Origin of the sequence: Vibrio aphrogenes (genome assembly GCF_002157735.2) — a bacterium.
GTDB classification, from domain to species: Bacteria; Pseudomonadota; Gammaproteobacteria; order Enterobacterales; family Vibrionaceae; genus Vibrio; species Vibrio aphrogenes.
Window position 1 is genome coordinate 1,466,701 of the sequence record NZ_AP018689.1, and the last position, 21,327, is coordinate 1,488,027.

At 40.6% G+C, this 21,327-nt stretch carries 18 protein-coding genes; 9 read left to right on the top strand and 9 right to left on the bottom strand.

Going from position 1 to position 21,327, the window contains the following annotated elements; genetic code table 11:
* Nucleotides 1–171 precede the first annotated feature (171 nt).
* Complete coding sequence (locus VCA1004_RS06650; RefSeq protein ID WP_086983961.1) at nt 172–1,398, bottom strand: alginate lyase family protein; 1,227 nt, start codon at nt 1,396–1,398, stop codon at nt 172–174.
* Between the two features lie 314 nt (nt 1,399–1,712).
* On the opposite strand from VCA1004_RS06650, the gene VCA1004_RS06655 reads away from it, so the two are divergent.
* On the top strand, nt 1,713–2,873 hold the full coding sequence (locus VCA1004_RS06655; protein ID WP_086983958.1) for a ribosomal protein uL16 3-hydroxylase: 1,161 nt from the start codon (nt 1,713–1,715) through the stop codon (nt 2,871–2,873).
* A gap of 167 nt (nt 2,874–3,040) precedes the next feature.
* A complete protein-coding gene (xthA, locus tag VCA1004_RS06660; RefSeq protein WP_086983955.1) occupies nt 3,041–3,847 on the top strand; it encodes an exodeoxyribonuclease III in 807 nt (268 codons plus the stop codon).
* A gap of 125 nt (nt 3,848–3,972) precedes the next feature.
* Here the strand turns inward: xthA and VCA1004_RS06665 are convergent, their stop codons facing one another.
* The 4 genes from VCA1004_RS06665 to VCA1004_RS06680 form a co-directional block, all read right to left on the bottom strand.
* The gene (locus VCA1004_RS06665; RefSeq protein ID WP_086983952.1) at nt 3,973–4,650 is read right to left on the bottom strand and encodes an ABC transporter permease; all 678 of its coding nucleotides are present in this window, start codon (nt 4,648–4,650) and stop codon (nt 3,973–3,975) included.
* Between the two features lie 7 nt (nt 4,651–4,657).
* Nucleotides 4,658–5,401, bottom strand: a complete 744-nt coding sequence (locus tag VCA1004_RS06670; RefSeq protein ID WP_086984655.1) for an ABC transporter permease — start codon at nt 5,399–5,401, stop codon at nt 4,658–4,660.
* 71 nt (nt 5,402–5,472) lie between these two features.
* The gene (locus VCA1004_RS06675) at nt 5,473–6,243 is read right to left on the bottom strand and encodes an ABC transporter substrate-binding protein (RefSeq protein WP_086983948.1); all 771 of its coding nucleotides are present in this window, start codon (nt 6,241–6,243) and stop codon (nt 5,473–5,475) included.
* A gap of 151 nt (nt 6,244–6,394) precedes the next feature.
* Nucleotides 6,395–7,165: an ABC transporter ATP-binding protein gene (locus VCA1004_RS06680; protein ID WP_086983945.1), complete on the bottom strand. Its 771-nt coding sequence runs from the start codon at nt 7,163–7,165 to the stop codon at nt 6,395–6,397.
* A 666-nt stretch (nt 7,166–7,831) separates the two neighbouring features.
* On the opposite strand from VCA1004_RS06680, the gene pflB reads away from it, so the two are divergent.
* From pflB to VCA1004_RS06710, 6 genes are all read left to right on the top strand, one after another.
* Nucleotides 7,832–10,108 (top strand): formate C-acetyltransferase, encoded by a 2,277-nt coding sequence (gene pflB, locus VCA1004_RS06685; RefSeq protein ID WP_086983942.1) that lies wholly within the window; start codon nt 7,832–7,834, stop codon nt 10,106–10,108.
* Nucleotides 10,109–10,327: 219 nt separating this feature from the next.
* Complete coding sequence (gene pflA, locus VCA1004_RS06690) at nt 10,328–11,068, top strand: pyruvate formate lyase 1-activating protein (RefSeq protein WP_086983939.1); 741 nt, start codon at nt 10,328–10,330, stop codon at nt 11,066–11,068.
* A 58-nt stretch (nt 11,069–11,126) separates the two neighbouring features.
* Nucleotides 11,127–11,627, top strand: a complete 501-nt coding sequence (locus VCA1004_RS06695; RefSeq protein WP_086983937.1) for a YfbU family protein — start codon at nt 11,127–11,129, stop codon at nt 11,625–11,627.
* Nucleotides 11,628–12,118: 491 nt separating this feature from the next.
* On the top strand, nt 12,119–14,053 hold the full coding sequence (locus VCA1004_RS06700; protein ID WP_086983934.1) for a PrkA family serine protein kinase: 1,935 nt from the start codon (nt 12,119–12,121) through the stop codon (nt 14,051–14,053).
* Nucleotides 14,054–14,139: 86 nt separating this feature from the next.
* Nucleotides 14,140–15,414: a YeaH/YhbH family protein gene (locus VCA1004_RS06705; RefSeq protein ID WP_086983931.1), complete on the top strand. Its 1,275-nt coding sequence runs from the start codon at nt 14,140–14,142 to the stop codon at nt 15,412–15,414.
* Nucleotides 15,415–15,425: 11 nt separating this feature from the next.
* Nucleotides 15,426–16,991 carry a SpoVR family protein gene (locus VCA1004_RS06710; RefSeq protein ID WP_086983929.1) on the top strand — a complete coding sequence of 522 codons (1,566 nt, stop codon included), beginning with the start codon at nt 15,426–15,428 and terminating at the stop codon, nt 16,989–16,991.
* Nucleotides 16,992–17,047: 56 nt separating this feature from the next.
* Here VCA1004_RS06710 and VCA1004_RS06715 read toward each other — a convergent pair whose 3' ends face one another.
* Nucleotides 17,048–17,368, bottom strand: coding sequence for a YkgJ family cysteine cluster protein (locus VCA1004_RS06715; protein ID WP_086983926.1), 321 nt, complete (start codon nt 17,366–17,368; stop codon nt 17,048–17,050).
* Nucleotides 17,369–17,690: 322 nt separating this feature from the next.
* Here VCA1004_RS06715 and cueO point away from each other — a divergent pair, with 322 nt between their 5' ends.
* Nucleotides 17,691–19,328, top strand: a complete 1,638-nt coding sequence (cueO, locus tag VCA1004_RS06720; protein WP_086983921.1) for a multicopper oxidase CueO — start codon at nt 17,691–17,693, stop codon at nt 19,326–19,328.
* A gap of 170 nt (nt 19,329–19,498) precedes the next feature.
* Here cueO and VCA1004_RS06725 read toward each other — a convergent pair whose 3' ends face one another.
* The 3 genes from VCA1004_RS06725 to VCA1004_RS06735 form a co-directional block, all read right to left on the bottom strand.
* The gene (locus VCA1004_RS06725) at nt 19,499–19,933 is read right to left on the bottom strand and encodes a nucleotide triphosphate diphosphatase NUDT15 (protein WP_086983918.1); all 435 of its coding nucleotides are present in this window, start codon (nt 19,931–19,933) and stop codon (nt 19,499–19,501) included.
* A 94-nt stretch (nt 19,934–20,027) separates the two neighbouring features.
* Nucleotides 20,028–20,609, bottom strand: coding sequence for a nicotinamide mononucleotide transporter (locus tag VCA1004_RS06730; protein ID WP_086983914.1), 582 nt, complete (start codon nt 20,607–20,609; stop codon nt 20,028–20,030).
* Nucleotides 20,610–20,711: 102 nt separating this feature from the next.
* A complete protein-coding gene (locus VCA1004_RS06735) occupies nt 20,712–21,113 on the bottom strand; it encodes an ACT domain-containing protein (protein ID WP_086983910.1) in 402 nt (133 codons plus the stop codon).
* Nucleotides 21,114–21,327 lie beyond the last annotated feature (214 nt).

Below are 21,327 nucleotides of genomic sequence, written 5' to 3' on the forward strand. Positions count from 1 at the left end.
CAACGCGAGATCATTATTATGGGCTCGCGTTTTTGTATTTAAAATACAAACCAAAGTAAATCAATCAATCATCAATAACGAAATAAACCATAATTAATATAAACCTCATACAGTCTTGTATGAGGTTTAAAGATCAATAGTATTAAAGGTATAGACTCTTTAATTAATAATTTACATTTCGTTATTTTCTAGTATTGATAGTTGATTATACACTTCTTGAACATCAGTCCCTTTATATCCAGTAATGATTTGTAGTTCTTTAGCAAAGTTATCATTTGGATTGTATTGATTGTATTTTACTAATGCAGGAATCAGATACTCTAGCTTGATACCAGGAGTAGCATAATTCCATTTTTCACCATGGACAACAGGCAGTATAAAGTTAAACCCTGCTTTAATACTTTTTCCTTTTTCTGGTTGATATTGCCAAATAGAATCGCCAAATTTATCGGCAACAATGGCAACACGACTAAGTGCATTTAAGTTAAAACCACTGTAAAAGAAACTTCTTGTACGGGCTAACTCTTCTGGTTGAGAACCATCAGTGGCAAACTGTGTTTTCATACTGTCTTTGGTTTCATTGATAGTTTGCTTAACAATATCATCCTCACCTAAGAAGTAAGCTAAAGAACTCACTTGGAAACGATACCAAGTTCCATGATTATTCGTTTGCTTAGCTCCCGCAATACCAATATCACTTTTAGTTAACCAATCTAAATGTTGTTCAAGCCAGGTATTCATCTGCTCTTGATCTTCTTTTGTCCATGACTTTGAATTTTCAAGAATCTTAATGGAATCTAAAATTTGAGTTTGAATAAAACGCCCATCTAGAATTCCAGCTCGTCTGCCCTCATTGTATCCCGGTACCGATTGAGCATAATTCAAATTAGGATTCATTTTAGTTTCAGGATCAATAAACCAGGTTTTAACCATACTGACTGCTTTCTCTGCATATTCTTCATTTCCAGAAAGATAATAAGCTAAGGATAAATTATAAACAGCATGACTCATTCTACTAATTCGTGGTCGGTCAACATCATCACTTTGGGTATCAGGATTAGTAATCCCATCTTTACGAATCCACGGAAGCCCATCAGCTTTACTACTATCAGGCCACCAATAACGGCTAATACTCAGATAATCATGCTTATCATTACTCGGTGGCATGATCGTTTTATCCATAACTGATGGATTCTTTTTGGTTAAATTTTTATCTGCATCTTTTAATAAATCTTGATATCGGTCACTGATTAATGGTACTGCTTTATTCTCTTTTAACTCTACTTTCAAATCATTCAGAGCAACAGGATCTATTTGAACAAATTCACTTGCCATTGCATACTGGCCAGAAAGAGCGACAACAATCGTATTTAATAATAATTTTGACTTTATTTTCATAACAATATCTCAGAGGTTATAGGATTCAAAATGAATATTATAATAATACAAATAATGCAGATTAGATTTTGCTCACACATTAATAACGAAGTTAGACTCTAAAAATGACAAATTTAATTCCACATTTAACCAATCAATACACCGTCTAACTTATTGTCCTCTTCAAATCCCCTTGATCTGCTAATAAATAATCATCAAATCTTTACTTTGACTTAGAATGATTCGTTGCATGGACATCTTCTGGTACACTCTGCGCCTGTTTCTAAATTAACATATCGATAAATACGATATGTCCTCATATAGGCCTTAGTCCCATGTATCAACTTTCATTTAGCTTAGAGACTTTCCTCAAAGAATTCTGGCAAAAAAAGCCCACGGTCATCAAAGGTGGTTTTTTCACTGAGTCACCACAAAGTGGCTTTGTTGATCCGATCTCTCCAGACGAATTAGCGGGATTGGCAATGGAAGAAGTCATTGATTCACGCTTTGTTTCCAACCATAACAATCAATGGACCGCTGAACATGGCCCATTTTCTGAAGACAAATTTTCCGACCTACCTGAAAGCCATTGGTCTTTATTAGTTCAGGCAGCGAATCACTGGCACTCTGACGTTGCGCAATTAGTTACGCCTTTTCAATCTATGCCAGGCTGGTTATTTGATGATGTGATGATCAGTTTTGCTGTCGAAAATGGTGGGGTTGGACCACATATCGATCAATACGATGTTTTCATTTGCCAAGGCATGGGTAAGCGTCGCTGGCGTGTGGGTGCAAAAGATGAAGGTCAATATGAAGAAGTGATTCAAGCACAGGCCTTACGTCAAATTAAACAGTTTGATGCAATCATTGATGAGGTTCTAGAGCCGGGTGATATTTTATATATTCCACCGGGTTTCCCACATGATGGCTACGCTTTAGAGCCATCAATGAGCTATTCTGTAGGTTTCCGTTCGCCAAAAGAACAAGAGCTCTTAAGCAACTTTGCCGATTATATTTTGGCCCATGATATTGGCGATGTTCATCTGCACAACCCAGAACAACAAACTCAAACTGGTTTTGGCATGATCCAAGCGCAAGATACGCAACATTTAACCCGTATGTTAACCAGTGCGTTAGAAGACCCTAATCGTATTGAAGATTTCTTAGGTTGCATGTTAAGCCAGTCACGCCACCAGTTGAACATTATTGTGCCAGAAGAAGAATTTGATGCCGATGAACTCATGCAACATATCCAAACTGAGCAACCACTCTACAAAGTGGCCGGCTTACGTGCGGTCTATCATGAGCATAAGCCCAATACTTTATACATTAATGGCGAAGTCTTTGAACTGGAAGAAGGCCTTGAACCACTAGCGCAAATCCTATGTGATTATGATGATATCGAGCCACAAACTTTACGCTCTTTAACCAGCATTCCCGCTGCAATTAACTTATTGACGACCTTAGTCAACAAAGGCTATTGGTTCAACGAATAATCCCGCTCATTGACGGTAACACTAAACAGGAAACGCTTAGTGTTACCGATCATTTCCCACCTTTTTTGTACATAAATCCAACAAACAAAATCTTCACCATACCCTATCGTCACAATGGTCTGTATGATGGGATCACTCTCAATACTCACGGATTGGATTGACCGACTATGAAAGTAATCAGTTTCAATATTAATGGCCTTCGCGCCCGTCTTCACCAACTGCAAGCCATCATTGATAAACATCAACCTGATGTGATTGGCCTACAAGAAATTAAAGTACACGATGAAGCCTTCCCACTCGCGGATGTTGAGGCCATGGGCTATCACGTTTATTTCCACGGTCAAAAAGCGCATTACGGTGTGGCGATGCTGTGTAAGCAAGAGCCCATTTCGGTGCAAAAAGGCTTTTCAACCGATACTGATGAACACCAACGCCGCATGATCATGGCTACCTTTGAAGATGAAAGCGGTCAGAAGACGACCGTGATGAATGGTTACTTCCCGCAAGGTGACAACATCAAGCATGAAACCAAATTCCCATACAAACGTCAGTTTTATAAAGACTTGATGACCCATTTGAATACTCACCATACTAGCGATGAACAAATCATCGTCATGGGCGATATCAATATTAGCCCGATTGATTTAGATATTGGTATTGGTGAACCGAATGCAAAACGCTGGCTAAAAACGGGCAAATGTTCATTCCAACCCGAAGAGCGTGAATGGCTGAAAACCTTATTAGATTGGGGCTTTGAAGATACTTTCCGTAATCTACATCCTAAGGTTGATGACCAATTCTCATGGTTTGATTATCGCTCACGTGGTTTTGACGATAACCGCGGCCTGCGTATTGATGTAATTTTAGCAACGCCAACTCTTGCTGAAAAATGTGTTGAGGCCGGTATCGATTACGAGTTGCGTGGCATTGAAAAACCTTCCGATCACGCCCCTATTTGGTCGGTTTTTAAATAATTCAAAAACGCTATATAAAATAAAGAATGCCAGCAATATTCGGTTTGCTGGCATTCTTATCTCTCTGCGATTTAACGTCTCTTAACGTAAGCTAACACACCTTAATTCAGCTCGGTGATAATAATTCAACTCAAAGGTCTCGCGTAAGCCAGCATCTTTTTCTCGGCTTGTTTAAACGCGTAAATAATCGACATACTTAAGATCATATAGAATACGCCGGCGGTAAAGAAAGCTTCAAACGGCGCATACGTTCTTGAGTTCACTAAGCGAGCCACACCCGTGATGTCCATCACAGTCACAATACCAGCCACCGCTGAACCGTGAAGCATAAAGATCACTTCATTACTGTAAGCAGGTAAGGCTCGCCTTAAGGCACTGGGTAAAATAATACGTTGGTAAATTTTCCACTTCGGCATACCGTAAGCTTTTGCTGCTTCAATTTCCCCTTTATGCAAACCTTTAATTGCCCCTGCAAAGATTTCTGCGGTATAAGCCCCTGTATTTAAGACAAAAGCCACTAATGCACAAAACCAAGCATGCTCCCATAACGTGTCACGAACTTGCATGAACTGATTACTACCGTAATAAATTAAATACAGCTGCACTAATAACGGTGTGCCACGAAAGAAATAGCTATAACACCACACGGGAAAGTTGATCAAAGGATTCGAACTGGTTCTAGCCACTCCGGCTGGAATAGCAATCAATAAACCGATTATTAAAGAGAGCCCCACTAACCAAAATGTGGTCCATAAACCTTGAAAATACAGAGGTAAGCTGTCAATCACAACTGAAAAATCCATGTTATGCCTACCTTATATGAATCGTATATTTGCGCTCTAATAACCTTAATAAGCCAATAGATACACTGGTAAAAAATAAGAAGATCACGGAAACTGTCATATAAAAAGTAAATGGCATTTTAGTAGAGCCCGCGGCCAACGCCCCAACTCGAACCATATCATCCAAACCAATAATCGACACCAGAGCCGTGGTTTTTAATAAAACTAACCAATTATTCCCAAACCCTGGGATAGCATGACGCACCATTTGCGGTAATAAAATACGACGAAAAGACATCGTAGCGCTCATGCCATAAGCTTTAGCGGCCTCTAATTCACCATGATCGACTGCCATGATGGCTCCGCGAAAAGTTTCAGCCATATAAGCACCGAAAATAAAGCCAATGGTTAACACTCCAGCGGTAAAAGGACTGACATCAATATAATCGGGTAAATAAGACATCCACTCATGACTAGGATCATATTGGGTCATCCAACTGTTGATCTGCTCATTGAGTGAATATAAAGAATTATTCAGCAGGATTTGCCCACCAAAGAAGATCAGCATCATGAGCACAAGGTCAGGAATGCCTCGTATAATAGTGGTGTAAATGGTCGCGAGCGTACGTAATCCACGATAAGGCGATAACTTTGCCAGTGCTCCTAAAATACCAAGCAACACCGCCACAACCAAAGATAGCAACGCGACTTCGATCGTAACCAAAGCGCCTTGTAAAATGGTGTGTTCATAACCTTGTAAAAAATCTAACATCATAAAGGTCTAATTTTGTGAGAGGCAGTCTTCGTTGTTTAAACCAGTACTGCCTCTAATTTTAAAGTGGCTTATTCACCGTAAACGTCATAAGAGAAATATTTCGCGGCAATTTTCTGATAAATACCTTTTGCACGCAGAGAATCGATCGCTGTATTTAATTGAGTCGCTAAGTCTTGATCTTGCTTACGCACCGCAATACCAAAGCCGTCACCGAACCACTGAGCGTCAGTCAATGATGGGCCTGTAAACTCATAGCCTTCTTTTTTATCTAGCATGCCACTTTGCAAAGCAGAAGCATCACCAAATACCGCATCGATTCGCCCACCTTCTAAATCTAGGTAAGCTTCATCAAATGTGCCATAGCGAGAAACATCTACAATGCCTTTGTAATTATCTTCGATATATTGATCATGAGTGGTTGAACGTTGAACGCCAATCTTAACTCCTTTTAGACCTTCTTTAGTAAACTGGAGATTGGCACCTTTTTTCGCAATAAACTTATTAGGGATCAAAGCGTATTTATGTGTAAACGCGACTTTTTTCTTACGTTCTTCGGTAATCGACATGCCCGCGATAATCGCATCATATTTACGAGCAAGTAGTGCTGGAATAATGCCATCCCAATCTTGAGCGACAATCTGACACTTAGCCTGCATCTCTTCACAAAGTGCATTAGCAAGGTCAACATCAAATCCAGCTAACGTGCCATCGGCATTGGTATAGTTAAAGGGAGGATAAGCGCCTTCTGTCGCAAAACGAACCGTCTTCCAATCCTTGGCTTGTGCTGCCCCTGATAATGCTGTTGCAGCCAATGTCGCTGCTAAAAACCACTTTTTCATTTCCATACTCCTGTGATTATGTTTTTGTTGTGTTGCTTTCTTTATGCTCTGCTTTGTTATCGCAAAGTTCGTTATTTAAGCAATGGCTCAGCAATAACTTGCCCTACACCACTGGTTCAATATTTATCGTAATCCATTACGACGCATTGGATTAATACACCGAAGAAATAAATTGCTTGAAGCGCTCCGATTCCGGATGATTAAATAATTTCTCTGGTGCGCCTTGTTCTTCTACTTTTCCTTGGTGTAAAAACATCACATGACTTGAAACATCACGTGCAAAGGCCATTTCGTGCGTCACCACCAGCATGGTGCGCCCCTCTTCGGCTAAATCACGCATAACCCCTAACACTTCTCCGACCAACTCAGGGTCAAGAGCCGAGGTCGGTTCATCAAATAGCATCACTTCTGGCTCAACGGCTAACGCTCTCGCAATTGCTGCCCGTTGTTGCTGACCACCGGATAAATGGCCCGGGTAATAATCTTTACGATCATACAACCCCACTTTCTTTAGCAGCAGTTTTGCATTTTCAATCGCTTGAGCTTTCGGGACACCTAATACATGAACTGGAGCCTCGATCACATTTTCAAGTACGGTCAAGTGTGACCAAAGATTAAAGCTTTGGAAAACCATCGCTAAACGTGAGCGAATACGTTGAACTTGTTTATCATCGGCGGGAAAAACTTCATTTTTACGGTTAGTTTTCATCTGAATTAATTCATCATTAACCCAGATATCACCTGAGGTTGGCGTTTCTAATAGATTGATACAACGAAGAAAAGTACTTTTACCTGACCCAGAAGATCCGATAATAGAAATCACGTCGCCTTTATTGGCAGATAATGAAATACCTTTGAGAACTTCATTTTTCCCAAAAGTCTTATGTAAGTCTTTGATACGTAGCGCGGGTACATCCGTCATGCGCTATTACTCCCTATTTGTTAACACCCATCTTCCTAATGGTTTAAACAAACTAGCATTGCTTTTTATGGCATGCAAACTTAGCTCGGTGTTAACTCCATTGTTGGTAGGCTGATATTTTGAATTTTTATGCATAATATAGGCATTTTAACTTACTTCAAGACTTAGGTAAGCATAAAGTTAATGACTGCTTACTTTTTCTTCAACATTCTGTTCAACCAAATAAAACAAATTTAACTGCCCTTCAATTCAAAAAAAATTATATAATTTATAAAATAATTTGTAATTTTGCGTAAATTGTTTACATAAAGTGATCGAGATCAACACATGAAGTCATGTCTATTGTTAAGTTTTGACGACAGTAAATCACAGAGTTCAAATTCGATTATACTGAACAAAGAAACGAAAATGATGTTGCTAACTGGCATGAACACACTAGTCTTTATGTAGTTAAATCTAAGCCTAGCGCTGAAGTAAAATATCGGTTTCCTTTGTCATTTTATTTGGGTAGCGTACGATAGCGTTACTTGAATACTAATACTAATGGGTTATTTTTAGCTCATCAGTATTATTTATCAGAGTGTACTGTGCTCCAGGGCAGTGATTACTCATTGTAGTAGTTTCACAGCAGTATGTATTTTTTCTACTAATAAAGGTAGGTATGTCATGGCAGAGCAATTTGCTAAAGCTTGGGAAGGTTTTGCTGAAGGTGATTGGCAAAACGAAGTAAACGTTCGTGATTTCATTCAAAAGAACTATACACCATATGAAGGTGATGAATCTTTCCTAGTTTCTGAGGGTACTGAAGCAACTAACAAGCTTTGGGCTCAAGTAATGGAAGGTATCAAGGTTGAGAACAAGACTCTTGCTCCACTTGATTTTGACACTTCTGTTATTTCTACCATCACTGCACACGATGCAGGTTACATCAACAAAGATCTTGAAACTATCGTTGGTCTTCAAACTGAAGCTCCACTAAAACGCGCTATCATCCCTAACGGTGGTATTCGCATGGTTGAAGGTTCTTGTAAAGCTTACGGTCGTGAATTAGACCCAGAAGTTAAGAAGATCTACACAGAATATCGTAAAACTCATAACCAAGGTGTTTTCGATATCTATACTCCAGACATCATGAAATGTCGTAAATCTGGCGTATTAACTGGTCTTCCAGATGCATACGGTCGTGGTCGTATCATTGGTGACTACCGTCGCGTAGCGCTATACGGTATTGATTACCTAATGAAAGACAAATTCGCTCAATTCACGTCTCTACAAGAGCGTTTTGAAAATGGCGAAGACCTAACTGCAACAATGCAATTACGTGAAGAAATCGCAGAGCAACACCGTGCACTAGGCCAAATCAAAGAAATGGCTGCAAAATACGGTTGTGATATCTCTCGCCCAGCAGAAACTGCACAAGAAGCAATCCAATGGACTTACTTCGGTTACCTAGCAGCAGTTAAATCTCAAAACGGCGCGGCAATGTCTCTTGGTCGTACTTCAAGCTTCCTAGATATCTACGTAGAACGTGATATCGCTGCAGGTCGCATCACTGAAGAACAAGCTCAAGAAATGATCGACCACTTCGTAATGAAACTACGTATGGTTCGTTTCCTACGTACTCCTGAATACGATGAATTGTTCTCTGGTGACCCAATCTGGGCAACAGAATCAATGGGTGGTATGGGTCTTGACGGACGTACACTAGTTACTCGTACTAACTTCCGTTTCCTAAACAGCCTATACACAATGGGTCCAAGCCCAGAGCCAAACATCACTGTTCTTTGGTCTGAGCAACTACCTGCTGGCTTTAAGCACTTCTGTGCAAAAGTATCTATCGATACTTCTTCTATCCAGTATGAAAACGATGACCTAATGCGTCCTGACCTACAATCTGATGACTACGCAATCGCATGTTGTGTATCTCCAATGGTTGTTGGTAAACAAATGCAGTTCTTCGGTGCTCGTGCAAACCTTGCGAAAACTATGCTTTACACCATCAACGGTGGTGTGGATGAGAAGCTAAAAATCCAAGTTGGTCCAAAAATGGACAAAATCACTGGTGAATACCTTGATTACGACGAGTTGTGGGACAAAATGGACCACTTCATGGATTGGTTAGCAAAACAATACGTAACAGCATTGAACTCTATCCACTACATGCACGACAAATACAGCTACGAAGCGTCTCTAATGGCTCTTCATGACCGTGACGTTCGTCGTACAATGGCTTGTGGTATTGCGGGTCTATCTGTTGCAGCTGACTCACTATCTGCAATCAAATACGCAAAAGTTAAACCAATCCGTGATGAAGATGGTCTAGCTCTCGATTTCGAAATCGAAGGTGATTATCCTAAATTCGGTAACAACGACCCACGCGTTGATGACATCGCATGTGAACTTGTTTCTGTATTCATGGGCAAAATCCGTAAGCTTAAGACTTACCGCAACGCGACTCCTACTCAGTCAATTCTTACTATCACTTCAAACGTGGTATACGGTAAGAAAACTGGTAACACTCCAGACGGTCGTCGCGCTGGTACTCCATTCGCTCCAGGTGCTAACCCAATGCACGGCCGCGATGAGAAAGGTGCTGTAGCCTCTCTAACTTCAGTAGCGAAACTACCGTTTGCTGATGCACAAGATGGTATCTCTTACACCTTCTCTATCGTACCTAATGCACTAGGTAAAACTGACGATGCGAAGAAAGCGAACCTTGCTGGTCTAATGGATGGTTACTTCCACCATGAAGCAGGCGTTGAAGGTGGCCAACACCTAAACGTGAACGTTCTTAACCGTGAAACTCTTGAAGACGCTGTTAAGCACCCAGAGAAATACCCTCAGCTAACTATCCGTGTATCGGGTTACGCTGTACGTTTCAACTCTCTGACTTCAGAGCAACAACAAGACGTTATCGCACGTACTTTCACTGAATCTCTATAATTTTTTAGAGAAATCAGAATAATGAAGCCCTACTCTTCGGAGTGGGGCTTTCTTTATCTCTATTTTTACTTTTAGTCTGATTTATACCCAACACATTAATTAGTGACACATCCTTAGGTTGGGATTAAACATTCTTCCTACAAAAATCTCCCTTTTAACCTAGGTTAACCCTATTTTTTGTAATAAAATAAAAACATTATAAAGCTAAGGAATTTTCCTATGTCTACTATCGGTCGTATTCACTCTTATGAATCCTGTGGCACAGTTGATGGCCCTGGAATTCGTTTCATCGTTTTTATGCAGGGCTGCTTAATGCGTTGCATGTATTGCCATAACCGCGATACATGGGACACTCATGGTGGTAAAGAAGTCTCTGTCGATGAAATTATTAAGGAGGCCAAATCTTACCGTCACTTTATGAATGCTTCAGGCGGCGGCATTACCTGTTCAGGTGGTGAAGCTATGTTACAACCTGAGTTTGTGCGTGACTTATTCCGTGCCGCGCAAGCAGAAGGCATTCACACTTGTCTTGATACTAATGGCTATATCCGTAAACACACCGAGGTTGTCGATGAAGTTCTGGATGCCACCGATCTTGTAATGCTAGATATCAAGCATATGAAAGATGAAATCCATCATGATTTTATTGGGGTATCTAATCGTCGTACGTTAGATTTTGCGCGCTATTTACATAAAATCGGCCAAAAAACATGGTTACGTTACGTTATCGTTCCAGGTTATACCGATGACTTAGAAGCGGCAGAAATGCTGGGTGAGTTCATTAAAGACATGGACAATATTGAAAAAATTGAATTGCTCCCTTATCACAAACTTGGTGCGCATAAGTGGGAAGCATTAGGGCATGATTATCCACTTGAAGGTGTTGAACCACCCTCAAAGGAAACAATGGAAAACGTCGTTGCGATATTGAGTAAATATCATAACAACGTGATGTTCTAATTCACGACATCGTGAGACTTATTCACTCAAAATTACATCTAAACTACTGAGGTCAAAAATGGAAATGACACATGCACAGCGTTTGATTCTTTCAAACCAATATCGCCTAATGGCAAGTCTTGAGCCTAGCGAAGCAAAGAAATTTAAACGCTTACAAACCATTGTAGAGCGTGGATACGGTTTGCAAATGCGTGAGTTAGATAAAAACTTTGGTTACATGGAAGAAGAATCTTGTCGTGAAATCATCGATATCATGGAAATGTACCATGCGATGCAAGAATCCTATAACATGCTATCGGATTCTGATAAGTCCAAAGTTGACCAACGTCGCTTACAATTCTTAGGTTTTGATATTGCTACTGAGCATCAAGCCGTTAACTATGTTCGCTTCCTAGTCGACTCTGAAGGTATGTACCCTCATTTCGATAAAGCCGATCACCATTTTAACGCTCAAATGCCAATGCAAGATAAGTATCGCCGCATGTTAAACGTATGGCGTAACTGTCCTCGTCAATATCATTTATCGGCGACAGAGTTAAGTCAGATTTTTAACGCTTAATTTGCTCGTGAACTAAGTAATATATCGCGCGCTCCTTCACCTGGGCGCGCTTTTTTACGTTCTTTTTTTATATATTTGCCATTTTCCCACCATAAAATCGCCTAATAATGGTCTCTGATTTCCCTTCTCTTATTTGAACTTTTCAGCCTAATAGATGTGATGAACTGCAAATGCTTCAATAAATAAGTGCATAATTGTTAAGCAAAATCCAAAAATAGGACTAGTCTTATTGATAGGGGCTTTCTACCCAAATAACCGTAGGATGCGAGATTCATGAGCGCTTTTCCTAATGATGAGTTAAGAAATAGGTCAAAACGGAAAATTGTCCTCTTTCTAGCAAGCGAAACTCAGTGAATCATTTGGATATCGCTCACAGACAGTGAGTAAAAAACTGTTTTATTCTCACCGCAAATCACATCTTACAGTGACATAGGTATAAGAATTTTTGTCATCTCATCATTCGACATATTCAAGTTCAAGGGGATTTCGCTATGAGTATTTTTGACCACTACCAATCACGCTATGAAGCCGCGAAAGATGAAGAACTTTCTCTACAAGACTTTCTTTCGTTATGTCAACAGGACAAAAGTGCTTATGCCAACGCTGCAGAGCGGCTGTTGTTAGCCATCGGGGAACCTGAAATCATTGATACCTCAAAAGATCCTAGATTGAGTCGTATTTTTTCTAACCGAGTGATTTCTCGCTATAAAACCTTTGAACATTTTTATGGCATGGAAGAAGCCATAGAGCAAATTGTGTCTTACTTAAAGCATGCTGCTCAAGGGCTAGAAGAGCGTAAACAAATTCTTTACCTACTCGGTCCTGTTGGCGGGGGGAAATCTTCTCTGGCAGAGAAATTAAAAGCGTTAATGCAACAAATGCCTATCTATGTACTCTCTGCTAATGGAGTCCGTAGCCCGGTAAATGATCACCCATTTTGCTTATTTAATGTCGATGAAGATGGCGCGTTATTAAAAAGTGAATATGGCATCGATTCTCGTTATTTACGTTCCATTATGTCACCGTGGGCCGCCAAAAGGTTGCAAGAATTTGGTGGCGATATTACTCAGTTTAAAGTCGTCAAAGTTCGCCCTTCGATTCTTAATCAAATAGCCATCGCGAAAACCGAACCAGGTGATGAAAACAACCAAGATATTTCCTCTTTAGTCGGTAAAGTGGATATTCGTAAGCTTGAGCATTATTCTCAAGATGATCCTGATGCCTATAGCTATTCTGGCGCATTGTGTAAAGCCAACCAAGGCGTGATGGAGTTTGTTGAGATGTTCAAGGCTCCGATCAAAGTGCTACATCCGCTTTTAACGGCGACACAAGAAGGCAACTACAACGGCACTGAAGGGTTATCTGCATTACCGTTTGAAGGGATGATCCTCGCTCACTCCAATGAATCCGAATGGCAAACCTTCCGCCATAATAAAAACAACGAAGCCTTTTTAGACCGTGTGTATATCGTCAAAGTGCCTTATTGTTTACGAGTGTCGGAAGAAATTAAGATCTATAAAAAACTACTGACACATAGTGAATTGCATCATGCGCCCTGCTCACCCAGTACGCTCGATATCTTGGCGCAATTTAGTATCTTGTCACGTCTAAAAGATCCAGAAAATTCCTCCATTTTCTCCAAAATGCGCGTCTACGATGGTGAAACCCTCAAAGACACTGATCCAAAAGCTAAGAGCTATCAAGAGTATCGTGACTACGCGGGTGTCGATGAGGGGATGTCTGGATTATCGACTCGTTTTGCCTTTAAAATTCTCTCTCGCGTATTCAACTTTGATCAAACTGAAGTGGCCGCCAACCCAGTTCATTTGTTCTATGTGATTGAGCAACAAGTTGAACGTGAGCAGTTCCCTCAAGAAACCGCAGACCGATATTTAGAGTTTTTAAAAGGCTATCTTGTCCCTAAATATGTGGAATTTATTGGTAAAGAGATCCAAACCGCTTATTTAGAATCTTATTCAGAATATGGACAAAACATCTTTGACCGTTATGTCACTTATGCTGACTTCTGGATTCAAGATCAAGAGTATCGTGATCCTGAAACCGGGCAGCTATTTGACCGCTCGGCGCTAAACGATGAGCTAGAAAAAATTGAAAAAACTGCCGGTATCAGTAACCCGAAAGATTTCCGTAATGAAATTGTCAACTTTGTGCTTCGTGCTCGCGCCAATAATAACGGACAAAATCCGGTTTGGACTAGCTATGAAAAACTGCGTACGGTGATTGAGAAAAAAATGTTCTCCAATACCGAAGAGTTACTTCCGGTGATTTCATTTAATGCGAAAACCTCAACCGATGATCAGAAAAAACACGACAACTTTGTTGCTCGCATGATGGAGAAAGGCTACACCAAAAAACAAGTTCGCTTATTAGCAGAATGGTACCTACGTGTACGTAAATCCTCTTAATCGACGCTAAGAGCAACGAAGTACTGATTAACTTAACTTTGTTGCTCTTTTCAACATTAAGCGGAAAGCGGTTTTGGGGAGGAGCTATGGCACAATTTATTGACCGACGTTTGAATGGGAAAAACAAAAGTACCGTCAATCGTCAGCGCTTTATACGTCGAAATAAAGAGCAGATTAAACAGTCTGTTGCAGAAGCTGTTAAAAAGCGCTCTATCACTAATACGGAATCGGGTGAGGATGTAACGATTCCTAATCAAGATATTCATGAACCGACCTTTCATCAAGGCACAGGCGGTATTAAAGAGCGCGTTCACCCAGGTAATGATCAATTCTCAACCGGAGATAAAATTGATCGCCCACCATCTGGCGGCGCAGGCGGTGGCTCAGGAGATGGAGATGCCAGTAACGATGGTGAAGGCAGCGATGATTTTATTTTTCAAATATCTAAAGATGAATACCTCGATATTCTGTTTGAAGATCTTGCGCTACCGAATTTAAAGAAAAACCAAGTTAATAAAATTACCGAATGGAAAACCCATCGCTCTGGATACCAAACGGCGGGTATTCCTTCTAATATTGCAATTGTCCGTTCATTACAACAATCGCTTGCCCGTCGAACCGCGATGACAGCGGCAAAACGCAAGCAACTTAAAGCATTAGAAGGCTTATTAGATGACGTACAACTCACCGAACCAGCTCAACCTTTAGAAGAAACACGCATCAAAGCTGAAATTGCTGAGTTACGAGAAAAAATCGCTCGGGTGCCTTTTATTGATACCTTTGATTTACGTTATAAAAACTATGAGCGTAAACCTATTCCGTCCAGTCAAGCCGTAATGTTCTGTTTAATGGATGTGTCAGGCTCGATGGATCAAGCAACCAAAGACATTGCCAAGCGCTTTTATGTATTACTGTATTTATTTCTTACCCGCACCTATGAAAATGTCGAAGTGATTTTTATCCGCCATCATACTCAAGCGAAAGAAGTGGATGAACATGAATTTTTCTATTCTCAAGAAACCGGTGGCACGATTGTCTCGAGCGCTTTAAAACTCATGAATGACATAATTAAAGACCGTTTTCCAACCAATGAATGGAATATCTATGCGGCACAAGCCTCCGATGGGGATAACTGGGCAGATGACTCCCCCCGTTGCCGAGAGATTCTGGTAAAACAATTACTGCCAGCTTGTCAGTATTATTCCTACATTGAAATCACAAAACGAGCACATCAAACCTTATGGAAAGAATACGAAGCCATTGCTGAAGAATTTGATAATTTTGCGATGAAAAACATTCAATCTGTTGATGATATTTTCCCAATTTTCCGCGAGCTATTTCAAAAGCAAGCTCAATCGTAAGGGGATAAATTATGGTTACTAAGACTCAAAATACACATGATACCGAACAAGGCAATCACCCTGGATTCCCATTACCCACAGGCCCCGATTGGACTTTTGATCTATTAGAACAGTATCACACCGAAATCAAACGAGTCGCACAACACTATCGTCTAGATACTTATCCCAATCAAATCGAAGTGATCACGGCTGAACAGATGATGGATGCCTATTCCAGTATTGGGATGCCAATTAACTACCATCATTGGTCATTTGGTAAACGTTTTATACAGACCGAACAAAACTACAAGCATGGGCATATGGGGTTAGCTTATGAAATTGTGATTAATTCAAATCCATGTATTGCCTATCTAATGGAAGAAAACACCATAACCATGCAGGCTTTAGTGATGGCTCACGCTTGTTATGGCCACAACTCGTTTTTTAAAGGTAATTATTTATTCCAATCGTGGACCGATGCCAGCTCTATTATTGATTATCTTTTATTTGCTCGAACTTACATCTCACAATGTGAAGAAAAATATGGCATTTCAGAAGTGGAGAACATTCTTGATTCATGCCACGCCTTAATGAATTACGGGGTTGACCGTTATAAACGCCCTGAGAAAATTTCTATTTTAGAAGAAAAAGCACGCCAAGAATCCCGCGAGGCCTACTTACAATCGCAAGTGAATGAGTTATGGCGGACTGTGCCAAAATCCAAACAAGACGACCAACAAAGTGATCATCGTTTTCCAAGTGAACCCCAAGAAAACCTACTCTATTTTATCGAAAAGCATGCACCGCTTTTAGAACCTTGGCAGCGTGAAATTGTACGAATCGTGCGTAAGGTCAGCCAATATTTCTATCCGCAAAAACAAACGCAAGTGATGAATGAAGGCTGGGCAACTTTCTGGCATTACACCATTTTAAATCACCTTTATGATGAAGGAGTGGTCACCGATGCGTTCATTTTAGAGTTTTTACATAGCCACACCAGCGTCATTGCACAACCGGAATACAATAGTAAATACTACAATGGCATTAACCCTTACGCACTCGGCTTTGCCATGTTCCAAGATATACGACGTATCTGTGAAAATCCGACCGAAGAAGATAAAGAATGGTTTCCAGATCTCGCTGGCTCAAACTGGTTAGATGCGGTTCATTTTGCTATGCACAACTTCAAAGATGAGAGTTTTATCAGCCAATACCTCTCACCTAAATTAATCCGTGATTTTCGCTTATTCTCTGTTTTGGATGATGATAGGAAAAATTATATTGAGATCAGTGCTATTCATAATGAAACGGGTTATCAAGCCATTCGTGAGAAGCTCGCCTCTCAATATAATCTCAGTAATTTAGAGCCGAATATTCAAGTTTGGAATGTCAATGTTCGTGGCGATCGCTCACTTACCTTGCAACACGTTCCACAAGATAGAATCCCCTTACATGATGGTTACCCCGAGGTTTTGAAGCACCTGCATCGTCTCTGGGGCTTTGACGTTATTTTAGAGGAAGTGAAAGACACAGGTCGTCGTGAAATTCTCGCTACTTGTCCGCCAAGTTCGACAGTTCACGATCACGGTATTTCATAAAAGTAATGAGTTTATCTCTGGGAAATAAGGACAATAAAAAATAACCTAAATGGGGCTTATGGTAGGTGAGCATTGCGCTCATCAACACATTCATAAGATCCCATTTCAAATTCCCGACATATCCATGGGCGATTTTCATAAATCGTACACAATAACGTTTCACGATCCACCGCTGCACACCAGCCATCATTAAGCCTTAACATGGTTTCACTACCATATTGATCACGAGAAATAAAATCTTCAGGAACACCGGTATCTGAAATGATCATCACTTCAAGACGGCAACAACACGCTTTACAATTGGCGCAAGAGACTTCAACCGCCACGTCACTCGAAGTGCTTTGTGAGGTCGAAAGATTGGTAACAGGTATATTCATGGCTCAACCATTTAATCAATTGTCCATCATACCTGAAATACGATGTCGCGATGCGTTTATTTTGCCTTAAGATGATTCTTCGACACCGGTGCACACTTGAGCAATTGACTAGCAATGAATACTCTCCCAGAGCTCACTGACATATTCATCGATTAGATTTTCCATAATTAACCTAGAAATCCCTTAACCTTAAGCAGAGATAAAGGTCTCAAATCTTATCTTTTTTCTTATAAAATCGACGCTTTTTATTGACCCTCCCCTTACAGGAAGCTTTATGTTTTACATCATTATTTTATAAGAAACAGTTTCATAGGAGAAAATCATGGAACGTCGTCGATTTTTAAAATTAAGCTCTGCTGCTGGTGTGGTTGGCTTAAGCTTACCTAGTATTCCTCTTACTTTCGCGCAGTCTGTGGCTCATAAAAAACAACCCACTTTGCCTATTCCTGAGTTAATTGATACAAGCAAAGGCCAAACAGCCTTAACGATTCAAGCAGGTGAGAGTCAATTTCTGCCTGACAAAAAAACGCCAACTTGCGGAATTAATAGGGCTTTTTTAGGACCCGTATTAAAAATGCGACAAGGCCAAGATGCTCACATTAAAGTCCTTAATACACTCGATGAAGCCATGACTATTCATTGGCATGGTTTAGAGATACCGGGCAACCTTGATGGTGGACCGCATCAACTCATTCAACCCAATGAGACTTGGCAACTGACTTTACCGATTCGACAACCCGCCGCCACCTGTTGGTTCCACCCACATCAACATCCTAAAACCGCCGAATATGTGATAAAAGGCATTGCCGGCATGATGCTGATTGAAGATGAGATTACCGATAGCCTCAACTTGCCTTCACAATGGGGCGAAAACCAAATTCCCCTAGTGATCCAAGACCGTCGCTTTAAAGACAATGGCGAATTTGATTATGAACTCTTGGATATCGTTAACGTCGCCATGGGCTATGCTGGCGATCAAGTACTCGTCAATGGTGCTATTTATCCTAAAGCTCAAGTTCAATCCGGCTGGGTGCGTTTTCACGTTCTTAATGGCTCAAACGCTCGCACCTATCGCTTAACAGCATCAGATGAGCGGGCCTTTTATGTGATTGCTTCAGACGCAGGGTTACTGGATAAACCTGTCAAAATGACGCAATTGGATATCGCCTCTGGAGAACGTTACGACATAATGGTTGCAACTCATGATAAACGCTCGTTTGATTGGGTGACCTTACCTGTCATGCAAATGGGCATGATGCATGCACCGTTTGATCGTGCTTGCCCTTTAGTCACCATCGACGTCACTCAACAGCAAGGAAAAGGCGAACTCCCCGCTCAACTAACCGATTTACCTGCCGTAGAGGCCAGCATTGCCAAGATCACTCGTGAGGTGGTGCTCGGTATGCCTGAAGAACTTGACCAGCAAGCGATGCAAATCATGATGGCGAGACAGTCTAAATCATCAGGAATGGCAAAGCGGATGGACATGAAGGCCAATCATGGTGAACCTCATACAGATCACATGACGCATTCTTCGATGAAAGATATGAAGCATGGCTCAATGATGATGACAAATTCAACACCAAAGAGCACATTTACTCAAGAGCAATTACTGCATATTAATACGATTAATGGCCGCCCATTTGATATGCAGCGTATTGATTTTGATGCGAAACAAGGTGAATTTGAACATTGGATTATTAGCCAAGGCAAAGATCACATGCTGCATCCTTTTCATATTCACGGTTGTCGTTTTCGTGTCCTTGCCATTGATGGTAATCCACCACCGGCGCACTTAAGTGGCTGGAAAGATACCATTAGTGTCTTTCCAATGGGACAAACGGAATTGTTAGTTCAGTTTAACCATCTGGCTAACAAAGATTACCCGTACATGGCGCATTGCCATATTTTAGAACATGAAGATACCGGTATGATGATGCAATTCACCGTATCAAAATAACGCTAATATCAAACTAGCTCCGTTGAGAGCTAGTTTGTCCTTGGCTAATTAACCTCAGCTGCGGTTAATTATTTATTCTCGTATTGGCTTTATTGATATGGTTTGAGAAGGCCTTGACTGTATTATTCCCCCGACTCAACTCGCCCAGCCTCAGTATAATGAGCAACCACTCAATCAGTATGTTCACCCTTAAGCAATGAACTAAGATCGTCCTGATGTGCTTTTAATAGGTTTTGTATTGGTAAAAACAATGGCTCAGGCAAGGAATCTAGCTCAAACCATTGCCACTGCTTACATTTATCCACTTCCATCACTTGAGGTTCACCATCTCGAGCCTTAGCAAGCACAAACAAAGTGATATAGTGCTTACCCTCTTTCTCAAAGACATCATTAGTAAAAGTAAGCTTACGTACAAAATCAATGGCTAAACCGGTTTCTTCTTGCGTTTCTCGTATGGCACATTGCTCTATACTTTCACCCACTTCAAGATGCCCTCCTGGGGTTGCCCAAGTATTGGCCCCATGAGAACCGATTCGTTCTCCGAGTAATATTGCGCCATCACGTACAATGACTGCCGCCACTCCTACTCGTACTACTTGTTTCATTCTTTATCCTATTAATCGCAAATAATTGGTTCACAATATTCACGTTACTACGTTAAATATCCTGAGCCGTATTCTATATTGAAGTCCATTTCTTTTATGCTTGATTGATCCTTCTTTGGCTTTTATTAAACCCATAAAATACAAAGCAAAACGATAATAATTGTTGCGCCATCAAAATAGGCTTAGCTTGTAATAGCATTAAACTGGCCATACTTAAATTCATTAACATAAAAAACAACCAACCTTTAGTACTATTTTTCGCCATATAATAACTGCCTAACAAAAAGCCTAGCATCACACCAAGCTCTAACACTTGCGTCATTGAGGTTATGCCACCGTGTAAATTGACGCTATAAAGTACCCCAAAAGCTAAAGAGCCATAAGTAGACAAAGTGACTAGCAGGTTAAACCCTTTGTGGGGCTTTTTATGATCATGATAAGTGTTATATAAGCCTAATAACATGGCAGGGATCCCGCCCGCTTCTATCGAGGCAGCAATCCAATTTTGATGGCCAACCAAAATAATGACCCATGCTGGCACTCCTAAAATATAAATAATCCAACCGATAATTTTGAGTTTTTTCTTCAGGCGTTGCTGCTGACTTTCTGAAACGGCAAATAAAATCTTATTCAAAAGATAAAAACTGCCACCCCAGATTTGTAAAATAAAATCCATATTACATACTCATCCTTGAGTGCATCACATCAACAATAACCAGGCTTTAGGCCAATTCAACAACCTTAACAAAACACCGGTTAAATCTTAAATCTTGCGTTCTTACTGAATCACAGCTAATGCCTTTAAGGCCTGTATGGCGGCTTCAGCTTTACTCGATTGAACAAAAATATGGTCGTGATAATAAGCAGCAATCACATTGGCACTGATCCCTTGAGAGGCCAATTGCGTAGCAACAACCGCAGTAAGACCAACCGCATCTAAACTTGAATGAACGGTTAAGGTTATTTGGCGGTATATACCTTCAAACTTGATCCCTCGCTGTTCTGCCACAGACTTTTCAATCACCAGTGTTACCCCTTCCGATTCAACAAAAGTCGCCACCGGGTTACACTCAAGATAATCTTTTAACTCTCCCGCCACTGTACAAAAAACAAAATCACCATTCACTAAATGTGGGTTCATTGACCTTAATAATTGTTCGAGCTCGGTCACTCCTGACATAGATTCCTTTCCTTATAAAGTGCTTAAGTAATAAGAGCAACGATATTAGTTTAACCTCAACTGCGGATAAGTAGGTCGCAATAAAAACCATAACACACTGATGCATAAATGATAAAAATATCTATCAGGTTCATAGGGTTGATTGCTTTCTCCCAAGGCTGCAATTTGGGATGGATAACAAGGCAAAATCATAAGTCAATAACTGGCCTATTAC

What these genes read in the sequence shown, in the direction of transcription:
- VCA1004_RS06700 (WP_086983934.1), top strand. Translation starts at nt 12,119, where the DNA reads ATGAGTATTTTTGACCACTACCAATCACGCTATGAAGCCGCGAAAGAT.
- VCA1004_RS06665 (WP_086983952.1), bottom strand. Translation starts at nt 4,650, where the DNA reads ATGGATTTTTCAGTTGTGATTGACAGCTTACCTCTGTATTTTCAAGGT.
- VCA1004_RS06655 (WP_086983958.1), top strand. Translation starts at nt 1,713, where the DNA reads ATGTATCAACTTTCATTTAGCTTAGAGACTTTCCTCAAAGAATTCTGG.
- VCA1004_RS06680 (WP_086983945.1), bottom strand. Translation starts at nt 7,165, where the DNA reads ATGACGGATGTACCCGCGCTACGTATCAAAGACTTACATAAGACTTTT.
- VCA1004_RS06710 (WP_086983929.1), top strand. Translation starts at nt 15,426, where the DNA reads ATGGTTACTAAGACTCAAAATACACATGATACCGAACAAGGCAATCAC.
- xthA (WP_086983955.1), top strand. Translation starts at nt 3,041, where the DNA reads ATGAAAGTAATCAGTTTCAATATTAATGGCCTTCGCGCCCGTCTTCAC.
- VCA1004_RS06735 (WP_086983910.1), bottom strand. Translation starts at nt 21,113, where the DNA reads ATGTCAGGAGTGACCGAGCTCGAACAATTATTAAGGTCAATGAACCCA.
- VCA1004_RS06730 (WP_086983914.1), bottom strand. Translation starts at nt 20,609, where the DNA reads ATGGATTTTATTTTACAAATCTGGGGTGGCAGTTTTTATCTTTTGAAT.
- cueO (WP_086983921.1), top strand. Translation starts at nt 17,691, where the DNA reads ATGGAACGTCGTCGATTTTTAAAATTAAGCTCTGCTGCTGGTGTGGTT.
- pflA (WP_086983939.1), top strand. Translation starts at nt 10,328, where the DNA reads ATGTCTACTATCGGTCGTATTCACTCTTATGAATCCTGTGGCACAGTT.
- VCA1004_RS06675 (WP_086983948.1), bottom strand. Translation starts at nt 6,243, where the DNA reads ATGAAAAAGTGGTTTTTAGCAGCGACATTGGCTGCAACAGCATTATCA.
- VCA1004_RS06705 (WP_086983931.1), top strand. Translation starts at nt 14,140, where the DNA reads ATGGCACAATTTATTGACCGACGTTTGAATGGGAAAAACAAAAGTACC.
- VCA1004_RS06650 (WP_086983961.1), bottom strand. Translation starts at nt 1,398, where the DNA reads ATGAAAATAAAGTCAAAATTATTATTAAATACGATTGTTGTCGCTCTT.
- VCA1004_RS06725 (WP_086983918.1), bottom strand. Translation starts at nt 19,933, where the DNA reads ATGAAACAAGTAGTACGAGTAGGAGTGGCGGCAGTCATTGTACGTGAT.
- pflB (WP_086983942.1), top strand. Translation starts at nt 7,832, where the DNA reads ATGGCAGAGCAATTTGCTAAAGCTTGGGAAGGTTTTGCTGAAGGTGAT.
- VCA1004_RS06715 (WP_086983926.1), bottom strand. Translation starts at nt 17,368, where the DNA reads ATGAATATACCTGTTACCAATCTTTCGACCTCACAAAGCACTTCGAGT.
- VCA1004_RS06670 (WP_086984655.1), bottom strand. Translation starts at nt 5,401, where the DNA reads ATGTTAGATTTTTTACAAGGTTATGAACACACCATTTTACAAGGCGCT.
- VCA1004_RS06695 (WP_086983937.1), top strand. Translation starts at nt 11,127, where the DNA reads ATGGAAATGACACATGCACAGCGTTTGATTCTTTCAAACCAATATCGC.